Genomic DNA, 19,472 nt, shown 5'->3' with positions numbered 1-19,472 from the left:
TACGGTTTTGGTACGCCACATAGAACATCAAACGGATATATCTTCGGTGTATAAAACTTTACTACATAGAATGAGAAATATTGCTAAGAAAAATTACACTTTAAAAGAAACAAAAGAAAAAAGAAAACCAAGAATTCAATTTTGCGGATATTCGGTTACTGCAAATACAAATACACCTGTAAATCTCTGCAAGAACAGCAATGGCGGGTTTTTCTTTAATGGCGTTGCCAATTGTGGCGGTTATTGGCGTTGTCCTGTATGTGCGCTTAAAATTTCAGAAAATAAAAAAGATTTATTGAGCGGACTAATTACAGCGCATCAGGAAAAAGGCTATTCTATTGGTTTTCTGACTCTTACCGTGAGACACGGAAAATTTGACACATTAAAAAAATCTTTAGAAAAAATTTCAAATAATTACAGAAGTTTTCAAAATCAAAGATTTTTCTCACGAAGTAAATTGGATTTGGGCTTTATGGGTCAAGTAAAAACACTCGAAATTACTTACTCAATGGATAATGGTTGGCATCCTCATTTACATTTATTGTTTTTTTACAATCATTCGAATGTAAAAAAAATTGAAAGCTTTCAAAAAGAGTTTATACGTAAATGGTCTGATTACAAAGATAATGATGGTCTTTTAAAGGCACAAAACCAAAAAATTCTTACTGCAGATATTTCTCAATATCTAGCTAAATATGATATAACAAGCGAAATGACTAAAGGACAAATAAAAGGTTCTAAAGGGCTCACTCCTTTTACAGCTTTGGCAAAATTAGCGTGCGGAGATTATTCTGATCATGCCGAAAAAAGAAGATTATACGGTGTATATAGCTGTTATGTGGAACAAACTCAAGGAAAGCACTTTGTAAATATCTCCAATTCATTGCGTAAAGAATATGCTGAATTTATGGACGAATTTGACAAATCAGACGAAGAAATCGTAAATGAAACGGACATAGACGAAATTTTGTTAAAAATCTCATTACCAATCTGGAAAAAGATTTGCAAAAATGATTTACAGCCTTTAGTACTTAATAAGTTCAAGCAAAATGGCTTAGAGGGCGTTTACAATCTTCTTACGTATTTCCGAGATTTCAATGAATTAGATATAGAAATAGATAAAAACGAATACCCAATGTTAATATGAGAAATATACCAACTTTTCAATGTTACTCGTGCGGTAACTGTGAATTAAATTACCACAATGACAAAGAATCAAACAAAGACAATGGTTTTTGTGTAAGATTTTTTGAAAATGTGAACCTTGAAGAAAAGAATATAGCTTGCTGGACTTCAAAACAAAATACATATTATGAAGATTTAGGAAAATTAAAGCCTGAACTTATGAAAAATGAGCATTTTAGAAATTTCAATAAAGGAAAAAAATTAAAAATTGATTTAAACCAACCAACATTATTTTAAAAAGGAGGGGAATGCACTCCCCTCCTATCAAAACCCCAAAAACAAGTAACCTATGGAAACATTACGAGTAATTACGGCCAAAGATTTAGCTAATACAATGGGAATCAGTATAAAAACAGCCCAAAAATATCTACAAGACGTAAAAAAAGAATACGAAATTAAATTAGTATTAGGCGATCACGTTAATAGATATTTCAAAGTTAATGCCACAAGTGGTAAAAACTAGCAAAAAAGGTCAAAAAAGCGCAAAATGCAGTAAACCCTCTATTTGAGGGTTTTTTTATGCCCAATTTTGTGATGTAAGAAATATTAATTGTCGGATAAATACCGACCTAAAAAAAATAATTAATGGAAATTTTTAAAGGAACAAACAAAACTGAGACAGGTACAATTTTGTTGACTAAAAGTATTTCTACTTTAATTATTGGTTCTAGTAAAGCTTTCGATGAACTAACTACGGAAACTATCCGAGTGGAAGTAGAACGTGCAAACGGTTCAAACTTTGAAATTACAAAAGGTTCAATGTTTTTGAAAGATTTTATTTTAGCTAATACTTATGGTAGCGATGCAATTATCAGTGACGGCGCACGAACTTTGGATTTGGTGGCGGTATGTGAGATTTGTAACAACGGTTCTATTCATTTATTTGAAAAGGACGTTATTAAAGTAGAATTAAGAGGTTTAATTCCAGCAGAAACTTATGTTATCAATGGAATTGAAGAACCTGAAACATCTACTGAAATTTATTCTTTTGAGCACAAAAGTATGAGTGCTGAGGACACAAACAAAGATTTTAACGTAGAGGGTTACGATGTTCTTGTTTTGGACAAATCGGCTACAATTGAAGAAATTAATTACACGTTTGAAAACGGTCAGGTAGTTAAATATTCGTTGTTCGAACTGGAATCTATGAGTAAATCTATTGACCCAGTTGCATACGTGAAAACGGATGGTACTGTAAAAAGTGCTTACTCTGATAAAATTCAATTGCCTCTTTACGCGGTAAGAAATTTGAATATCAGAAAAGCACAAGGTGCTGTTATCAATTTAACTCTTAGAAACCACTTGTAAAATATGGGATTTTTTAAAAACATCGGCAAAGCCATTAAGAAAAATGTTTCGTTTAAAAATCTTGTAAAAATTGCAACTCCAATTATGGGAGCAATTCCGATAGTTGGCGGTGCTGTACAAAATGTTTCGCAAAAATTACAGGATGCACACCAAGCGAAGAAAGACGCTCAAAACGCACAAAACGAGTATGATAGACAAGTTGCAGAGGCTAATGCACTAGCCTTACAGCAACAAGCTTATCAAACTGCTGGTCAAACAATTGGCGCAGGTGTTAACGCTGGGGCTTCTATGTTTGCAAAAGGTGTAACGGAAGGAATGTACGCAGGTGCTTCAACTGGCGTTAAAGAAGGTCTTGGAACGGTTGGCGCAGAGGTTGCTGATTCAACTATAAAAGCGTGGTTTAAAAAGCATTGGAAACACATTTTAATTGGGCTTTCTATCATCGGTGCAATTTATTTGATTAAAAAGCACAACGACGATAAAAACCCTCGCAGACGTTTTCAAAGACGAAGATAAATTTAAAATGAAGTATTATCGTGTGTACGGTTTGATTTTCCTGATAGATACGGTAATACTTCTACTAAAAAAATTAGGCGATTTAATCGCAATTGTAAAACAAATATTTTAAAAAAGATGTCACAACGTAAAGGTAGAATTAGTACAGATAGATTTGGTAACCCTTATCAATTAATAGGCTGTAAAGACAAAAAAGGTAACGGTTTTTCTCATGGTTATGTTGAGTTAGGCGGTAAATTATACAAAATTGAGCCGTCAGTTGCACAAAAGGACGGTGTAGAATTTTGGGTAAAAATTACTGCAGTAAAAAAACAGGCTCAACATTCTTCAATGTAATGCTTAGGGGTTTAGCAAAATTATTACCTCTATTAATTCACGAAATAGCAGAGATAATTATCGACCGTTTAAAAGAGCGCAGAGAGCGCAAAGAATTAGAAAAACAAATCAAAAACGCAGATGAAAAGCATTAGCACCATTACCAATATTTTGAAAGTTGTCGTAAAATACGGTGCTTTCATTGCTGTAGCTGTAAAAGTTGTACAGTTTGCTCACGATGAATTTTCAAAGTTGAGCGAAGAAAATAAAGAAACTCCAAAAACAAAGGAAAATGTCGAAGAGTTATCTGAATAATCACAATGTAAGAGGGTTACGCAATAATAATCCGGGTAACTTAATTCGAACTAATATTGCGTGGCAGGGTAAAATACCACACGGTACTAATCCCGACAAACAATTTGAGCAGTTTGAAAATGTTTATTACGGTCTTAGAGCAATGCTCAAAGACTTAATTAATGACATTAACAAAGGAAAAAACACCGTTAAATCTTTAATTTCAGAGTATGCACCGCCAAGTGAGAACGATACAAATGCTTATATTAATTCTGTGGCTAGAACACTTGGGGTCTCTCCTACGCAAAAGCTTACAGAAATTAATGCGAGTTTTTTACTAAAACTAGTTAGAGCAATTCTAAAAGTTGAACTTGGAAACGCACACACGGAGTTAAAAGATTCCGACATTATGAAAGCAATTACAATGCTGGGCGATGTCTCAACCGAAAAACTAACGGTTACTATTGATAAATTAAGCATAGTTAAAAAGTACTTAATACCTACTTTAATCACAATCGGGCTTTTTTTTTATTCATACGTGACCATAACACTTTAAAAAACAAAAAATTAAGATGGAAAAATTAAAATTATTTTGGCAGGAAAACACTAAGGCTATTTTAATCGTAGTCGGTTTATTAGCGACTTATTTTATTTACACTAAAATCAAGCAAAACAATGAGAAACGCTAGAAACAAACCTAGCTTCTTAAATACGAAAATAATCCCGTTCTTTAAGAAGTACGGGATTTTTTTAATAGTTCTTTTTCTTGTATTTCCATACGCATACAAGTATTTAAAAAGAGGTATTGAAACGGTAAAAGATGCAAATCTAGAAGCTGAGAAAATACGGAACTCAAACGAAAATGCAAAGGCAGACCCTATTATTGTCAAGCAAAAAGTTGTAGATATAAAAAAGAAATATCCAACTATTGCAGCTAAAACGATGGATACAATAGTCGCATCAGCTTTTAAAATTGCCGAAGCTTTCGGTACAAATGTCGATGATAATCACGTTTTATTAGGCGGCTCAGTTGATTTATATAATATTAATGCATGGGTGGAAGATGAAGAAAGTGCAATTAAGTACTTAAAAAAGCATCTTGGAACTTTTCCAATATTGGAAGATGTTTATTATAGAACGGCTACTAAATCTAAGAATTTGCGTAACGATATTATGAGATATCTATCAAAACAGCAATACAATGAGTTAGCTAGATTTTACAAATCAAAAGGCTATAACTGGCTTTAAAACAAAAAACTGAATTATGTACACTTTATATTATTTAAATAGAAATTTACAATTAGGAACGATAAAAGCGGATAGCTTAGACGTTCCAATTTTAGTTCCTGAAGATCTAATTTTTTGTGATCTTCGAAAAGATATTAACTTCATAAAAGAACCGCATAAATGTATTGATTTTACTGATATTGAAAGATTAATTATTCAATCTCAGTTTAATGATGTTTCGTTAATAAAAGAGGGAGATTACAGAAAACAAAATACTTATTTGAACCCTCTTTGTCAAATCGATATAAACGCACGATTGGTTTTAAGTCAAATGTTTACTAGTTGGTGTGAGTGGTCTTATCCTGCAGGTGTTCAGGTTTATTGGTCAACTACGGAAAATGGAACTTACACTTTAATCCCTGCATTTACTCCTATTCAGAGATTTTATAATAGAGCAGATATCCCTGCAGATACACGCTATTGGGTAAAGCTTTATGACCCTGAAAGAGAATTGTTCAGTAACGCTTTGGAACATTACCCTGCTGAATAAAATTTTAACAGATAAAATAAAAATTATATGTATATTTGGCAAAACTTCAAGGAGAGATAATAAGTAGTGGAATACTTCTCTCGGCGATAAATTCAAGTATATGGAACAATCATTCAACTATATGAAAGATAGTGCGGTGTATGCTGTACTATCTTTTTTTTCTACAACTGTAATTTTTTTTTTATCTCTTACCCCTATTTTGTAGATGGAAGATTTTAAAAACAAGAATGATTACTCAATTACAGTATATCACAATCAAGAAAAGAGACTTTTTACCGAATATGTACACTCAGTATATAGTTACACGCAATGGCTGACTAAAGAAGCTATTCCTTGGGATTATATTTTAGTGTATGTGAGACGTTCTAGGGCGGTTCTATGCTATTATAAAAATGGCGATTTCATAGATTCTAGGCCTAATTTCGTTATTCGAGGAAGAATAAAACAAGGGTGGTAAGTATTAAAAAAGAGCTAACGACTAAAAAAATAGTACAGTTAGCCCTTTCCATGAAACAGTACTAATGTACAAAAAATATTTAGTTCATTTTATAAAATAAAAAAAGAGCCTCAAACGCTGGTGGAACAGCTCGGCTCTCATTGATAAATTCATATGACAAATATACAAAAAAAATCGAATTCAAAGCTACATACTATAAATTATAGTTCAAATTGCATATAACTAATAAATCAACCGTAGAACGGCTGATAATCTAAAAAGCACCACAATTGTGATGCTTTTTACTAATATTGTTTATTGTTTTAATTTCTTCAGATAAACTGACTTGCCATTTAAAGAAACGTTTATTTCGTTATTCTTTTCTGAAAAAGTTGTTCTTAAAGCATTTCCTTTAAAAATTGAAACATCACCGTAAACTTTTCCAGTTTCGTCAGAAACATATTCAAATGATAATTTTTTATTTCCCGGTTCAATACCAATTTTATAGCTTGAAAATTTTGACGAACTTACGTCAAATTCTTGCTGAGAATCGATTATATTTCCGTCAGCGTAAAAATTTGTAATTGTCTTGTTTAATGTGATATCAGGATAATACTGATTTACTTTTTTTAATAATTCGTACTGTTCAATACTCACATCTTCTTTTTTTGATGTAATTGTTTGTGCAAATGAAACAGCTGTAAAAGCTAACGATAACAACAAAATATACTTCTTCATAATTACTTAATTTTTAGGATTAATAATGTTTTGTTTTAGATATAAATGTGTTTAATTCTATTACAAGATATGAAATCTTTACCTTTGCAAAAAATTAAACGCCTTTTATTTCAAAAAATGACTACAAAAAAATATATTAAACTCATACTTATTTTAGGTTCTTTAACTGCACTCGGTCCGTTTTCAATCGATATGTATTTACCAGGCTTCTCTGATATTGCAAAAGATTTGAACACAACTGTTGCAAAAGTTTCTATGAGTTTGTCTAGTTATTTTGTTGGAATTTCAGCTGGGCAATTGCTTTACGGGCCATTATTGGATAGATTTGGACGAAAAAAACCATTATTTATTGGTTTATTAGTCTATATTTTAGCCTCATTAGGCTGTATATATGTGACTAATATTGATTCGTTTATATTCTTACGTTTTGTTCAAGCTATTGGAAGTTGTGCTGCCACAGTTGCATCAGTTGCAATGGTTAGAGATTTATTTCCGGTTAAAGATATTCCTAAAGTTTTTTCGTTATTAATGCTTGTCGTTGGGCTTTCGCCAATGTTAGCACCAACAGTTGGTGGATATGTTACTGAGGATTTTGGCTGGCATACCGTATTTTTGATTTTAATGTTTATGGGGATTTTTATTTTGACTGCTTCGCAAATTGGCCTGCCAAACACCTATAAACCAGATCCGTCAATATCTTTAAAACCAAAACCTATTATTACCAATTTTCTGAAAGTATTAAAAGAACCACAGTTTTATACTTATGCTTTTACTGGAGCAATCGCTTTTTCTGGATTATTTTCGTATGTAGCAGCCTCTCCTATTATTTTTATGGATATTTACCATGTCGATGCTAAAACTTATGGTTGGATTTTTGCATTTATGTCTGTAAGTTTTATTGGTTCTAGTCAATTAAATTCTATTTTATTGAAACGCTTTTCGAGCGAACAAATGATATATGGCGCTTTGATTTCACAATCTGTAGTGAGCATTGTTTTTCTAATCTTATCTTTAAATAATCTTTTAGGATTATATGAAACTATTGGAATGTTGTTTTTATTCTTGGCTTGTTTAGGAATTTCAAATCCAAATACAGCTGGTTTAACTTTAGCTCCGTTTGCAAAAAATACTGGAAGTGCTTCTGCATTAATGGGCGCAATTCAATTAGGAATTGGTGCTTTTGCATCATTTGCGATTGGTGTTTTTGTAAAAGATTCTATTGCACCAATGGTTGCTATTATGACTACAACAACAATAACAGCTTTTATTGTTCTAAATATTGGAAAGCGCTTTATTAAACATAAAGTAGAATTATCTGGAAATGATGATGTGGTGATTGGGCACTAACTTTTTAAATTCCAATACTTAAATTCCAAAAATTTCGTTTACTTATAAAAAAAAACAGAATCTAAAAAGATTCTGTTTTTTTTATGCTCGTTCCAGTTCTGGAATTTGGAATTTTTAATATTGAAATTATATTTACTTTTTAAGATCTTTTATCAGGTCTAATAATCATTCTAAGTGACTGATCCCTTGCAAAATAAGCAACCATCCAATTCCAGAAAGTATTCAATCTATTTCTATATGTAATTAAGGAAATTAAGTGAATAAACAACCAAATTACCCAAGCAAAAAATCCTTTAAAATGCCATTTAGGACTTGGTAAATCTACTACTGCTTTATTTTTTCCAATAATCGCCATTGATCCTTTGTCTATATAAGCAAATGCTTTTAAAGGTTTGTTCTGTGCTATTGCTTTAAAGTTTTTAGCTAGGTTTAATCCTTGTTGTATAGCAACTTGAGCAACTTGCGGGTGCCCGTCAGGAAAGTTTTTATCTCCAGCTAAAATTGCGGTATCACCAATTGCATAAATATTTTCAAAACCGTTTACTTTATTGTATTCATTTGTTGCCATACGTCTGCCTCGCCCGTAGCTTTCTTGTGGAATTCCGTCAAAAAGCTTTGCAGAAACTCCAGCTGCCCAAATTAAGTTTTTGGTTTGAATCTTTTCTCCGTTTTCGAAAAAGACAGTATCATCAACATAATCCGTTACTCTTGTGTGCAATTTTACAACAACTCCTAAATTTGTAAGCGCCTCTAAAGTATCTTTTTGCGAAGCTTTACTCATTGGCGAAAGGAGAGCGTCTCCCCCATCGACTAAATAAACATTGCTGGCAGATGTTTCTAGTTCGGGATATTCTTTTAGCAGAATATTTTTTCGCATTTCAGCAAACATCCCAGATACTTCTACTCCTGTTGGTCCGCCACCTGCAACAACAATAGTTAATAATTTACGACGTTTGCGAATATCTTTTGTAATTGCAGCTTTTTCAAGATTTTTAAGCAGTGTATTACGCATTTCGATGGCATCATTTAAGGTTTTCATCGGAATAGCGTTTTTCATTACATTCTCCATTCCAAAGTAGCTTGTTTCAGCTCCAGTTGCAAAAACCAAATGATCGTAGGTCAATTCACCGTTATTAAGGATAATTTTATTTTCAGCAGGCACTACTGAAAGTAATTCGCCTAAACGGAACTGCAGGTTTTTCTTTCCTGCAAAAAATTTTCTAAAAGGATAACTAATGCTTGAAGGTTCTAAAAAAGCTGTAGCAACTTGATATATAAGCGGTGGAAAAAAGTTATAATTGTTTTTATCTACAAGAGTAACCTGTATTTGAGGGTGGTTTACAAGTTCCTTTGCTAGATTGATTCCTGCAAAACCACCTCCTATGATGACTATCTTCATATTATATGTTGTTATTAAGTAGGATTATAGAATAATACCTTATAAATATACAACTTTAATATGCAATGATAAATGTCATGCTTGTTACTTTTTGAATTTTTTAACAGGTTTTTCAACTACATCGATTTTGTTTTGAAGGACATAATTGGCTAACAACTTTTCTATCAATTCATCTTTTGTAAGATGATGAAAAACCGTTTTAACTTTTGTTTTTAAATCATCTGAAATATCATGATTAGGTTTCGTTTTGAAGATCTGTTTTGCCCATAAAAGTGTATTATTTTCTTCAATACTTAATGCCGAAGGCTTTTTAAACTCAGAAAACTTTAATCCCAATTCTCTTTCGAAATCGGCAATTTCTGAAACTTCTTCTTCCTGCAAAACGGTTAAAGAAAGTCCCTTTGCTCCTGCTCTCGCTGTTCTTCCGCTTCTATGAACATACGTTTCGTAAGCATCTGGCAAATGGTAATTTACAACATAAGAAATCTCTTTTACATCAATTCCTCTCGCAGCTAAATCAGTCGCTACTAATATATTGATATGTCCTTCACGAAACTGCTCCATAATTCTGTCACGAATTCCCTGCGATAAACTCCCGTGAATTGCTCCAGAAGAGAAACGATTTATAGCCAGATTTTTAGCTAATTTATTGACGGCAGCTTTAGTTTTACAGAAGATAATACCACGTTCACCATCTTTTGAATTAAGAAAATGCATCAAAACATCTAATTTTTCAATTGGATCTACTACAATATATTCATGATCAATACCTTGGTTTCCAATTACTTCCATACTAGCACTTACCTGAACTACATTTTTATTTAAGTAATTCTGAATCAATTGCTTAATTGTTCCCGGTAAAGTAGCTGAAAATAATAAAGTACGGTGTTTTTTAGGAAGTTCAGCAACGATTTCATCTAAACTTTCTTTTAGAATCGAAACCATTTCATCGGCTTCATCCAAAACTAAATATTGAGTTTGTTTTAAATCAACTGCTTTTCTTTGAATTAAATCAATTAGACGTCCAGGTGTTGCCACAACAATATGTGTTGGCGAAGTAAGACGCTCGATTTGAGGTTTTATAGGGATTCCACCGCAAGTTGCAGCAATTGAAATATTTGGAATATGTTTTGAGAAATCTTCTAAATTTCTAAAAATCTGATGACCAAGCTCTCTTGTCGGTACCAGAATAACAGCTTGAACAACTGGTAATTCAGTATCAATTAATTGTAATAAAGGCAATCCGAAAGCAGCAGTTTTTCCGGTTCCTGTTTTGGCTAAACCTACAACATCATGGGTTTCAGTCAATAAAAGTGGAATTGTTTTTTGTTGTATTTCTGTAGGTTCAACAATGTTTAATTCGCCTAAAGCTTTTAAAATTGGTGCTGATAGACCTAATGTTGAGAATTGTTTAGACATGATTTATCTTTGTTTGTTTTGTTTTTATTTGTTTCAAGTTTCAGGTTACTTTCAAAACTTAAAAATAAGTTTTATTAATTCGAAAAGGAGAAATCACAATAGAATGAATTACTCTGAAATGTGATTTCTCCTTTTAAGATCATTATTTTGTTTAGATTCCAATAACTTGAAACATGAAATCTGAAACAAATAGAACTTCAAATTATCAATCTGGTTCGTTCATGATTTTTTCACGATATTTTTTACCTACTAATAAGGTCAATCTCTGCTTGTAATCATCAAGAAGCCATTCGCGGTAGTTTTTACTGCATTGGCTTAAACATTTTGCATAACGCTTAATACGACACTCAATATCGTCATCTAATTCTTTAGACAATGATTTTGCTTCTTGAAGTGTTTCTGTATTATCGACACACATTGCTGCATGCTGATCTAATGATTTGTCTAATACAATTTTAGAACGTAAATTTTGTTTTATCGCCAATTTATGTTCTTCATCCACATCAAAAGTAACTTCAGCTGTTTTGCTGAATTTTGCTCTTAACTCAGGTGGCATGGTGTATTTAAAAAACATTTCAATCTCAGTATCGTCTCTTAGATTTTCAAGATAAAATTCTGGAGATTTGAAAATGTGCTGCCAGTTTACTGGTTCGCTCCATAATCCAAAACGAGCTGCATTGTTACCTAAATCAATAACCGTAAATTCATCTTTACCAGGTAATTTACGAGAACCACGACCAATCATCTGATAATATAAAGTTAATGATTTTGTTGCTCTGTTTAGAATAATAGTTTCAACTGTAGGTTCATCAAATCCAGTTGTCAAAATTCCAACCGAAGTTAAAATCGCATCTGGAGTTTTCTTGAACCACTGCAAAATATCTTTACGTTCTTCAGAACTGCTCGTGTTGTCTAGGTGTCTAATATCATATCCTGCTTCTCTAAAAGTTTCATATACATATAAAGAAGTATGGATACCGTTATTAAAAATCAACGTTTTTTTACCTAAAGAGCGTTCAGTGTAAGCATGCAGTAACTTCTCCTGCATTAAAGTATTAGTATATAAATCATCAGATGATTTTACGGTATAATCACCATTTATACCAACTTTAAGCGAAGTTAAACCAACATCATAACTATAAGTTGTTGCTCTAGCCAAAAATCCTTGATCAATCAATGAACCAATAGTATCACCTACAATAAGTTCATCATAACTTTGATGCATTGGTAATTTTATATTCGAACTCAAAGGTGTTGCAGTTACTCCAAGAATAAAAGCATTTTTAAATGAGTTTAATAATTTTCTAAATGAGTTATAATGCGCTTCGTCAATAATAACCAAACCAATATTATCAAGATGCAGTTTTTCATCGTTGATACGGTTTTTTAAAGTTTCGACCATCGCCACAAAACATGAAAAATCGTTTTGGTCAGGAAGTTCTTTTACTTTACTGTTAATGATTTTATTGCTTACACCAAAACCTTTCAACATTTTTGAGGTTTGTTTACAAAGTTCAATACGGTGTGTTAGTACCACTACTTTTTTATCATTATTAGATAAATAGCGACGAACGATTTCAGAAAAAATCACAGTTTTCCCACCGCCAGTAGGCAATTGATATAATAAATGATGTTTTGAAGGAGCATTATCTAGACGTTCAAAAATGGCATCGATATCGCCTTTTTGGTATGCATAAAGTTCTTTTTTCTCTTCTCTTTCTATTTCTAAAGTGTTTTGAGACATTGTTTATTTTTGGATTTTTGCAAAAATACACCGAAAAAACAGTTATTCATCTTATTTTAACCTAAAATAAATGTTTTTTTATAAATAAGATTTTTTATGGGAATGCATTTTAAAGGCTTAATTTGTCTAAAATAGCTTCAAAATCGTACTTATTTCTCCATTTTTGTTCTAAAACTATTTCATTTATTCCTTCAATTCTTGTTTTAAATTCTGCTAAAATTCCATTTGAAATTATAAAGTTAACTGCTTGTTCAAATGAATTTAATATGCTTTTGTAAAACAATTCTTGCTTTACAAAATTTTGAGAAGAATAAGTTTGTGCAATTTCGATATTATACAACATTATATCGGCTGTAATAAATGGATCTACTCCCAGCATGATAAAATGTTTTATAATTTTTTGAGCTACAGAACGACGCATTTTTGCTTTTGGATACCGTTTTGTACCTGCCTTTTTTACAGGAAAATATTCTTGCGAAATCTTAACCTTAGATTCTTGTAAAAGTTTGTCTTCCTTTGGGTTAAAAACAAAATCATAATACACTTTTACGGGACTGAATTTTTCGTAAAGCTCCATAAGCTGCTCCTCAAGTTGTTCTTTACTCAATTCGGTTAAATATTTTTTTAAATCACGCTTGCTCATTATCAAAGTTTAAGATTGTAAAAGTAAATTACTTTATTGATACATAACCCAAAAACCAACCAGAATCCTTAATTTTGCTGCTATAATTTCAAAAAAACAGATATATGCTCAAGATTTTTAAAGTTACTGCGATTTTAGAGGGAATCTCTTATTTAGTATTGTTTGCTAATATGCTTTTTATTAAAACTAACAACCCAGAACTATATCATACTTTATTACGCCCGTTAGGAATGACACACGGTGTTTTATTTATTGGTTACATTATATTAGCAGTATTATTGAGAAAATCTCAAAATTGGGATTTTAAAACCTTTTTAATTATTCTTGTTGCATCATTAATTCCTTTTGGAACATTCTATATTGAGAAAAAGTATTTAGAAAGTAATGCATAAATTTTTGGATAAAATATTTAATTTTTTATATCCGCTTTTTAGAGATTGGGGGATGAACCGCAATGTTGCGTCGTACATCAGCCTGATTTTTAATATTGTCGTTCTGATAGCTTTGGCTTATGCCATTTATTATGCCGCAAAATTTGTTCTAGTTACCTTAACGGCAGTTTTTGCACAGCGTACAAAAACAAAATTTGATGATTATTTAATTCACAATAAAACAACCAAATACACCGCCTATTTAATTCCGTTTTTCTTTATTTATAAAGCTGTTCCAATTATTCTAGATAAATATGAGTATTGGGAATTGATGTTTGGAAAAATAGTCGGAATTTATATTGTTTTGATTAGTTTATGGATCATTAGAACTATTTTTAATGCGCTACGTGATTATTTAAAGCAAAAACCAGAATACAGCGACAAACCAATTGACAGTTTTGTTCAGGTTATTATGATCGTGCTTTGGATTTTTGGTGTTGCCATGATTATTTCGACTTTATTCGGAATTAAGAAAGGTGAATTGCTAACTATTCTAGGAACACTTTCGGCAATTATTATTTTAATTTTTAGAGATACAATTTTAGGATTTGTTTCAAGTGTTCAGGTTGCTATTAACGACATGGTTCGTATTGGTGACTGGATTACAATGGACAAATTTGGTGCCGATGGTGATGTTATCGAAATTAATTTGACAACTGTAAAAGTTCGAAATTTTGACAATACGATAACAACGATTCCAACGTATGCTTTGAGTTCTGATTCTTTTCAAAACTGGCGCGGAATGCAAAAATCTGACGGAAGACGTATAAAAAGACACGTTTTGATAAAAAGCAGCAGCATTCGCTTTTTGAATAATGATGATCTAAATCATATGAAAAAAGTACAGCTGATAAGTTCTTATATCGAAACAAGGCAAGCTGAAATTGAAAAGTATAATGATCTTCGAGAAATAGATAAATCTCTTGCCCTTAACGGTCGTAATATGACAAACTTAGGGTTGTTTAGAAAATATATTATGCAATACCTTGTAACACATCCGGGATTGAATAAGGACATGCATATTATGTGTAGACAATTGCAATCTAGTGCTCATGGCGTGCCATTAGAAATCTATGCGTTTTCGAGTGATAAACGCTGGGCAAACTATGAGTATATTATGTCTGATATTTTTGACCACATAATGGCTTCAGTTATTTATTTTGATCTTGAAATATTTGAACTGCCGTCGCAGATTGGTCATTTAGACAGATAGTTTACTTATAAAAATTAGACATTAAAAAAAGCCTCAAATTCAATTGAACTTGAGGCTTTTTACATTCTTAGAATTAATTATTATCTAATTAATTTTCTGTATTTCAAACGTTTTGGAGTTAAATCACCGCCAAGACGTTTCTTTTTATTTTCTTCATAATCAGAGAAACTTCCTTCGAAGAAATAGACTTCTGAATCTCCTTCAAAAGCTAAAATGTGTGTACAAATTCTGTCTAAGAACCATCTGTCGTGCGAAATAATTACCGCACAACCAGCAAAATTCTCTAAACCTTCTTCTAGAGCACGAAGTGTATTCACATCCAAGTCATTCGTTGGCTCATCCAGTAAAAGCACGTTTCCTTCTTCTTTCAAAGTCATTGCTAAGTGCAAACGGTTACGCTCACCACCTGATAACATTGAAACTTTTTTATTTTGTTCACCTCCACCAAAATTGAAACGAGATAAATAAGCTCTTGAATTAACCTGCTTTCCGCCCATCATAATCAATTCCTGACCATCAGCAAAGTTCTCCCAAATAGATTTATTCGGATCTATGTTTGAGTGAGATTGATCTACATAAGCGATTTTTACAGTATCTCCAACAGAAAATTCCCCGCTGTCTGTTGCTTGTTCTCCCATGATCATTTTAAAAATGGTCGATTTACCAGCACCGTTTGGTCCAATAATTCCAACAATACCAGCTTGCGGCAAAGTAAAGTTCAAATTATCGTATAATAATTTATCTCCAAAAGCTTTGGCAACATTCTTGGCTTCGATAACATTTGTACCTAAACGCGGACCATTTGGAATGTAGATTTCCAAGTTTTCATCCAATTGTTTTTGGTCTTCATTTAATAATTTATCGTAATTCTGTAAACGTGCTTTTTGTTTGGTTTGACGGCCTTTTGCACCTTGACGAACCCATTCTAACTCACGCTCTAACGTTTTTCTGCGTTTTGAAGCTACTTTTTCTTCCTGAGCCATACGGTTTGATTTTTGATCTAACCAAGAAGAATAATTTCCTTTCCATGGAATACCTTCTCCTCTATCCAACTCAAGAATCCAACCAGCAACATTATCAAGGAAATAACGGTCGTGCGTTACCGCAATAACAGTTCCTGAATACTGTGCTAAATGCTGCTCTAACCAAAGTACAGATTCAGCATCAAGGTGGTTGGTAGGCTCATCTAAAAGCAATACATCTGGCTGCTGCAACAACAAACGACATAAAGCTACACGACGACGCTCACCTCCAGAAAGGTTTTTAATTGGTGTATCACCTTCCGGTGTACGCAGCGCATCCATTGCGATTTCTAATTTAGTATCGATTTCCCAAGCACCAAGAGCATCAATTTTATCTTGTAAAGCTGCCTGACGATCCATCAATTTATCCATTTTATCTGGATCTGAGTAGTTCTCTTCAAGACCAAATAAATCATTAATTTGATTGTATTCTTCTAGAACAGCCATAGTTTCAGCCGCTCCTTCACGAACAATTTCGATAACCGTTTTAGAGTCATCAAGAATTGGTTCTTGTTCTAAATAACCTACTGTGTAGCCAGGCTGAAAAACTACATCTCCTTGATAGTTTTTATCAACTCCAGCAATAATTTTTAAAAGAGAAGATTTTCCAGAACCGTTAAGTCCTAAAATACCAATTTTAGCTCCGTAAAAGAAACTTAAATAAATATTCTTAAGTACCGGTTTGTCTGCTCCTTGATAGGTTTTACTCAATTTCTGCATTGAGAAAATTACTTTCTTATCGTCTGACATTCTATTTATTTTTAATTATTTATTTTCTATGATTTTAAACAGCAATTATATTGCAAATACTCTTAAACTCTGCCTTTTAATGCATTAAAAACCCAAGCATTAGCAAAAAAACCAACACCTGCTGCAGCAAACCCCCAGCCAGAAACATCTCTGTATCTAAAAGCTCCAAGACCTATAAGCAACAATCCCATAAGTACCATTATAAAAGTAGCCCATCCTAAAACGGTATTTTTATTCATTCCCATAATTGTGTAATTATTATTTTAAGTAGTATTTTTTTTAGAAAGGCAAATATCGTGAATTTTAACGGCTTAATTAAATATTTTATACAGCATTTCTTTTAGCAAATCCGACTGTGGTAAAGCATTCGCTCCAACCCCTTTACTTTTTACATCAATATCACGTAATGCACCAACAATTTGACTTACTTTTCGCATTGGATAATTTTTTACAGCCAAATCATATTCTTTTAAAAAATAAGGATTTACACCAATCGCCGCAGCAACATTTTTAGGATTTTTATCTTTAAGTCCGTGGTATTTTAAAAGCTGAATAAAAAATCCAAAAACCAATCCTGTGGTCATAACTAATGGATATTCTTTTGGATTGTGCGCAAAATTTTCAGCAATTTTATAGGCTTTTAACTGATTACGTTCTCCAATTGCTTTACGAAGTTCAAAAACATTATAATCTTTACTAAAACCAATATTCTCTTCAATATGCTGCGGCGTAATCATAGTTCCTTGCGGCAAAATAATCTGCAGTTTTTCTAACTCATTATTGATTTTACTCAAATCAGTTCCTAAAAACTCAACAAGCATTGCATTTGCTTTTGGATCAATAGTGTATTTTTTCCCCGCAAGAATACGTTTTATCCAATCTCCAACTTGATTTTCGTATAATTTTTTACTCTCGAAAACAATTCCGTTTTGAGCTAAGAGTTTAGTCACTTTTTTTCGCTTATCAAGAGTTTTGTACTTATAACAAAAAACCAAAACCGTAGTTTCCATCGGATTATTAACATACGCTTCTATTTTGTCAATTGTTCGTGATAAATCTTGTGCTTCTTTTACAATAACAACCTGACGATCAGCCATCATAGGATAGCGCTTGGCCGTTGAAACAATATCTTCTACAGAAACATCTCTTCCATATAAAACAGTTTGATTAAATCCTCTCTCTTCTTCAGCCAGTACATTTTGTTCTATATATTCAGACAGCTTATCTATATAATAAGGTTCTTCACCCATTAAAAAGTAAATAGGTTTTATATTTCCCGCCTTGATATCATTAACAATTTTTATAACTTCGTCCATTCAATATTTTTTATTTCAAGTTTCAAGCTTCAAATTTCCCGTCTCAATAACTTGCAACTTTAAATTTGAAACCTGAAACTATTTTATATTTTTGCTTTATGTTAAAGCTAAATTTCCCTTCTTACACTTTCCGATTCAAAAATAGCGAAAATAAAGTGTCTATTTTTGATGAAATCAGGAAAAAATTTATCATTCTTACTCCAGAAGAATGGGTTCGTCAGCATGTAGTTCATTATTTAATGAACGAGAAAAAATATCCAAAATCACTTATAAATGTAGAGAAAGTTTTAACAGTCAATGGTTTGCGAAAAAGATATGATGTAGTCGTTTTTAATTCAGACGGAACTATACATATATTAGTAGAGTGCAAAGCTCCAGAGGTTAAGATATCACAAACAACTTTTGATCAAATTGCACGTTACAATATGACAATGCAGGCACGGTTTTTGAATGTAACAAATGGACTGAGTCATTTTTATTGTCAAATGGATTTTGAAAATGAAAAATATCAGTTTTTAAGAGGTCTGCCTAATTACGGCGAATAAAATAATATTAAAATAAATAAAAATTACTTTTGGATAAAATAGCTGTTGTCATTTTAAACTGGAACGGAGTAAAATTGTTAGAGCAATTTTTACCGTCTATTTTACAGTATTCAGAAGAGGCCTCTATATATGTAGCAGATAATGCTTCGACGGATGATTCTATTGATTTCGTAAAGAAAAATTTCCCAACGATAAAGATTGTACAAAATAACGGCAACCATGGTTTTGCAAAGGGTTACAATGATGCGCTTCAGCATATAGATGCAGAAATTTATGCATTAGTAAATTCTGATATTGAAGTAACCGAGAACTGGCTGCAGCCAATAGTTGATACTTTTGAGAAAGAAAAGCAAACAGCCATAATTCAGCCTAAAATTCTTGATTTCAAGAACAAAGAATACTTTGAATATGCAGGAGCAGCTGGAGGCTTTATTGATAAATATGGTTTTCCTTTTTGCAGAGGAAGAATTTTTGATACAATAGAAAAAGACAATGGTCAATACGATGACAATTGCGAATTATTCTGGGCTTCAGGTGCTTGTTTTTTTATAAGAAAGAAAGTTTACCACGAATTAGGCGGTTTTGACGAGACATTTTTCGCTCATCAAGAAGAAATCGACTTATGCTGGCGCGCCGCAAATGAAGGACATGTAATAAAGTACAATTCAAAATCTGTAGTGTATCACGTTGGAGGTGCTACATTACAGCAAGGAAATCCGAAAAAAACTTTCTTGAATTTTAGAAATTCCCTATTAATGCTGGTTAAAAACCTGCCTAAAAAAGGATTGTTTTTTGTGATTTTCTTTAGAATGGTTTTAGACGGAATTGCGGGTATTCGTTTTCTTACACAAGGTAAGTTCAAACATACTTTCGCCATTGTAAAAGCACATTTTTCATTTTATTGCATATCTTTAAAGTATCTAAGACACCGCAAAGATTTTCAAATACAACAATACTATACCGTAAAAAGTATCGTTTACTTGTATTACATAAAGAAATTACTGGTTTTTAAAGAAATCTTTAACAGTAATCAAAATATTAAAAACTAAATTTGTAATCAACGTTTAATTAAAT

At 32.2% G+C, this 19,472-nt stretch carries 23 protein-coding genes; 15 read left to right on the top strand and 8 right to left on the bottom strand.

Annotated elements, in window-relative coordinates:
- The first annotated feature begins 70 nt into the window (after nt 1–70).
- The 10 genes from B0A75_RS18195 (at nt 71) to B0A75_RS18160 (ending at nt 5,395) form a co-directional block, all read left to right on the top strand.
- The gene (locus B0A75_RS18195; RefSeq protein ID WP_089055688.1) at nt 71–1,147 is read left to right on the top strand and encodes a protein rep; all 1,077 of its coding nucleotides are present in this window, start codon (nt 71–73) and stop codon (nt 1,145–1,147) included.
- On the top strand, nt 1,144–1,422 hold the full coding sequence (locus B0A75_RS18190; protein WP_089055687.1) for a hypothetical protein: 279 nt from the start codon (nt 1,144–1,146) through the stop codon (nt 1,420–1,422). The genes B0A75_RS18195 and B0A75_RS18190 overlap by 4 nt, the downstream gene beginning before the upstream one ends.
- A gap of 52 nt (nt 1,423–1,474) precedes the next feature.
- A complete protein-coding gene (locus B0A75_RS20550; RefSeq protein WP_165765143.1) occupies nt 1,475–1,648 on the top strand; it encodes a hypothetical protein in 174 nt (57 codons plus the stop codon).
- Nucleotides 1,649–1,770: 122 nt separating this feature from the next.
- Complete coding sequence (locus B0A75_RS18185) at nt 1,771–2,493, top strand: hypothetical protein (protein WP_089055686.1); 723 nt, start codon at nt 1,771–1,773, stop codon at nt 2,491–2,493.
- Nucleotides 2,494–2,496: 3 nt separating this feature from the next.
- The gene (locus tag B0A75_RS18180; RefSeq protein WP_089055685.1) at nt 2,497–3,009 is read left to right on the top strand and encodes a hypothetical protein; all 513 of its coding nucleotides are present in this window, start codon (nt 2,497–2,499) and stop codon (nt 3,007–3,009) included.
- Between the two features lie 117 nt (nt 3,010–3,126).
- A complete protein-coding gene (locus B0A75_RS18175) occupies nt 3,127–3,345 on the top strand; it encodes a hypothetical protein (RefSeq protein WP_089055684.1) in 219 nt (72 codons plus the stop codon).
- A gap of 120 nt (nt 3,346–3,465) precedes the next feature.
- The gene (locus B0A75_RS20545; RefSeq protein WP_165765142.1) at nt 3,466–3,639 is read left to right on the top strand and encodes a hypothetical protein; all 174 of its coding nucleotides are present in this window, start codon (nt 3,466–3,468) and stop codon (nt 3,637–3,639) included.
- Nucleotides 3,617–4,174, top strand: coding sequence for a hypothetical protein (locus tag B0A75_RS18170; RefSeq protein ID WP_123872400.1), 558 nt, complete (start codon nt 3,617–3,619; stop codon nt 4,172–4,174). The genes B0A75_RS20545 and B0A75_RS18170 overlap by 23 nt, the downstream gene beginning before the upstream one ends.
- Before the next feature lie 119 nt (nt 4,175–4,293).
- Nucleotides 4,294–4,866: a hypothetical protein gene (locus B0A75_RS18165; RefSeq protein ID WP_089055682.1), complete on the top strand. Its 573-nt coding sequence runs from the start codon at nt 4,294–4,296 to the stop codon at nt 4,864–4,866.
- Between the two features lie 16 nt (nt 4,867–4,882).
- Nucleotides 4,883–5,395, top strand: a complete 513-nt coding sequence (locus B0A75_RS18160) for a hypothetical protein (RefSeq protein ID WP_089055681.1) — start codon at nt 4,883–4,885, stop codon at nt 5,393–5,395.
- A gap of 751 nt (nt 5,396–6,146) precedes the next feature.
- Here B0A75_RS18160 and B0A75_RS18150 read toward each other — a convergent pair.
- The gene (locus B0A75_RS18150) at nt 6,147–6,569 is read right to left on the bottom strand and encodes a hypothetical protein (protein WP_089055679.1); all 423 of its coding nucleotides are present in this window, start codon (nt 6,567–6,569) and stop codon (nt 6,147–6,149) included.
- 117 nt (nt 6,570–6,686) lie between these two features.
- Here B0A75_RS18150 and B0A75_RS18145 point away from each other — a divergent pair, with 117 nt between their 5' ends.
- The gene (locus tag B0A75_RS18145; RefSeq protein ID WP_089055749.1) at nt 6,687–7,916 is read left to right on the top strand and encodes a multidrug effflux MFS transporter; all 1,230 of its coding nucleotides are present in this window, start codon (nt 6,687–6,689) and stop codon (nt 7,914–7,916) included.
- A gap of 139 nt (nt 7,917–8,055) precedes the next feature.
- On the opposite strand, the gene B0A75_RS18140 is transcribed toward B0A75_RS18145, so the two are convergent.
- The 4 genes from B0A75_RS18140 to B0A75_RS18125 all read right to left on the bottom strand — a co-directional run bounded on the left by B0A75_RS18140 (nt 8,056) and on the right by B0A75_RS18125 (nt 13,121).
- On the bottom strand, nt 8,056–9,315 hold the full coding sequence (locus B0A75_RS18140; RefSeq protein WP_089055678.1) for an NAD(P)/FAD-dependent oxidoreductase: 1,260 nt from the start codon (nt 9,313–9,315) through the stop codon (nt 8,056–8,058).
- An 84-nt stretch (nt 9,316–9,399) separates the two neighbouring features.
- Complete coding sequence (locus B0A75_RS18135; RefSeq protein ID WP_089055677.1) at nt 9,400–10,734, bottom strand: DEAD/DEAH box helicase; 1,335 nt, start codon at nt 10,732–10,734, stop codon at nt 9,400–9,402.
- 205 nt (nt 10,735–10,939) lie between these two features.
- Nucleotides 10,940–12,478 (bottom strand): DEAD/DEAH box helicase, encoded by a 1,539-nt coding sequence (locus B0A75_RS18130; RefSeq protein WP_089055676.1) that lies wholly within the window; start codon nt 12,476–12,478, stop codon nt 10,940–10,942.
- A gap of 109 nt (nt 12,479–12,587) precedes the next feature.
- Nucleotides 12,588–13,121, bottom strand: coding sequence for a DUF6155 family protein (locus B0A75_RS18125; RefSeq protein WP_089055675.1), 534 nt, complete (start codon nt 13,119–13,121; stop codon nt 12,588–12,590).
- Nucleotides 13,122–13,225: 104 nt separating this feature from the next.
- Here B0A75_RS18125 and B0A75_RS18120 point away from each other — a divergent pair, with 104 nt between their 5' ends.
- A complete protein-coding gene (locus B0A75_RS18120) occupies nt 13,226–13,513 on the top strand; it encodes a DUF3817 domain-containing protein (protein WP_089055674.1) in 288 nt (95 codons plus the stop codon).
- Nucleotides 13,506–14,765 carry a mechanosensitive ion channel family protein gene (locus B0A75_RS18115; protein WP_089055673.1) on the top strand — a complete coding sequence of 420 codons (1,260 nt, stop codon included), beginning with the start codon at nt 13,506–13,508 and terminating at the stop codon, nt 14,763–14,765. Before B0A75_RS18120 ends, B0A75_RS18115 begins: the two co-directional genes overlap by 8 nt.
- An 80-nt stretch (nt 14,766–14,845) precedes the next feature.
- On the opposite strand, the gene ettA is transcribed toward B0A75_RS18115, so the two are convergent.
- The 3 genes from ettA to holA form a co-directional block, all read right to left on the bottom strand.
- Entirely contained in the window at nt 14,846–16,537 is a 1,692-nt protein-coding gene (gene ettA, locus B0A75_RS18110; protein ID WP_089055672.1) for an energy-dependent translational throttle protein EttA, read from the bottom strand.
- A gap of 62 nt (nt 16,538–16,599) precedes the next feature.
- A complete protein-coding gene (locus tag B0A75_RS18105) occupies nt 16,600–16,782 on the bottom strand; it encodes a CAL67264 family membrane protein (protein WP_071637907.1) in 183 nt (60 codons plus the stop codon).
- A 66-nt stretch (nt 16,783–16,848) separates the two neighbouring features.
- The gene (holA, locus tag B0A75_RS18100; protein WP_089055671.1) at nt 16,849–17,853 is read right to left on the bottom strand and encodes a DNA polymerase III subunit delta; all 1,005 of its coding nucleotides are present in this window, start codon (nt 17,851–17,853) and stop codon (nt 16,849–16,851) included.
- Nucleotides 17,854–17,951: 98 nt separating this feature from the next.
- On the opposite strand from holA, the gene B0A75_RS18095 reads away from it, so the two are divergent.
- A complete protein-coding gene (locus tag B0A75_RS18095; protein ID WP_089055670.1) occupies nt 17,952–18,398 on the top strand; it encodes a type I restriction enzyme HsdR N-terminal domain-containing protein in 447 nt (148 codons plus the stop codon).
- Nucleotides 18,399–18,427: 29 nt separating this feature from the next.
- Nucleotides 18,428–19,447, top strand: coding sequence for a glycosyltransferase family 2 protein (locus tag B0A75_RS18090; RefSeq protein WP_089055669.1), 1,020 nt, complete (start codon nt 18,428–18,430; stop codon nt 19,445–19,447).
- Nucleotides 19,448–19,472: the final 25 nt, after the last annotated feature.

The sequence above is a fragment of the Flavobacterium oncorhynchi genome, from assembly GCF_002217355.1.
In the GTDB taxonomy this organism is placed as follows: Bacteria; Bacteroidota; Bacteroidia; order Flavobacteriales; family Flavobacteriaceae; genus Flavobacterium; species Flavobacterium oncorhynchi.
This window is presented reverse-complemented; position numbering and strand designations above follow the sequence as displayed.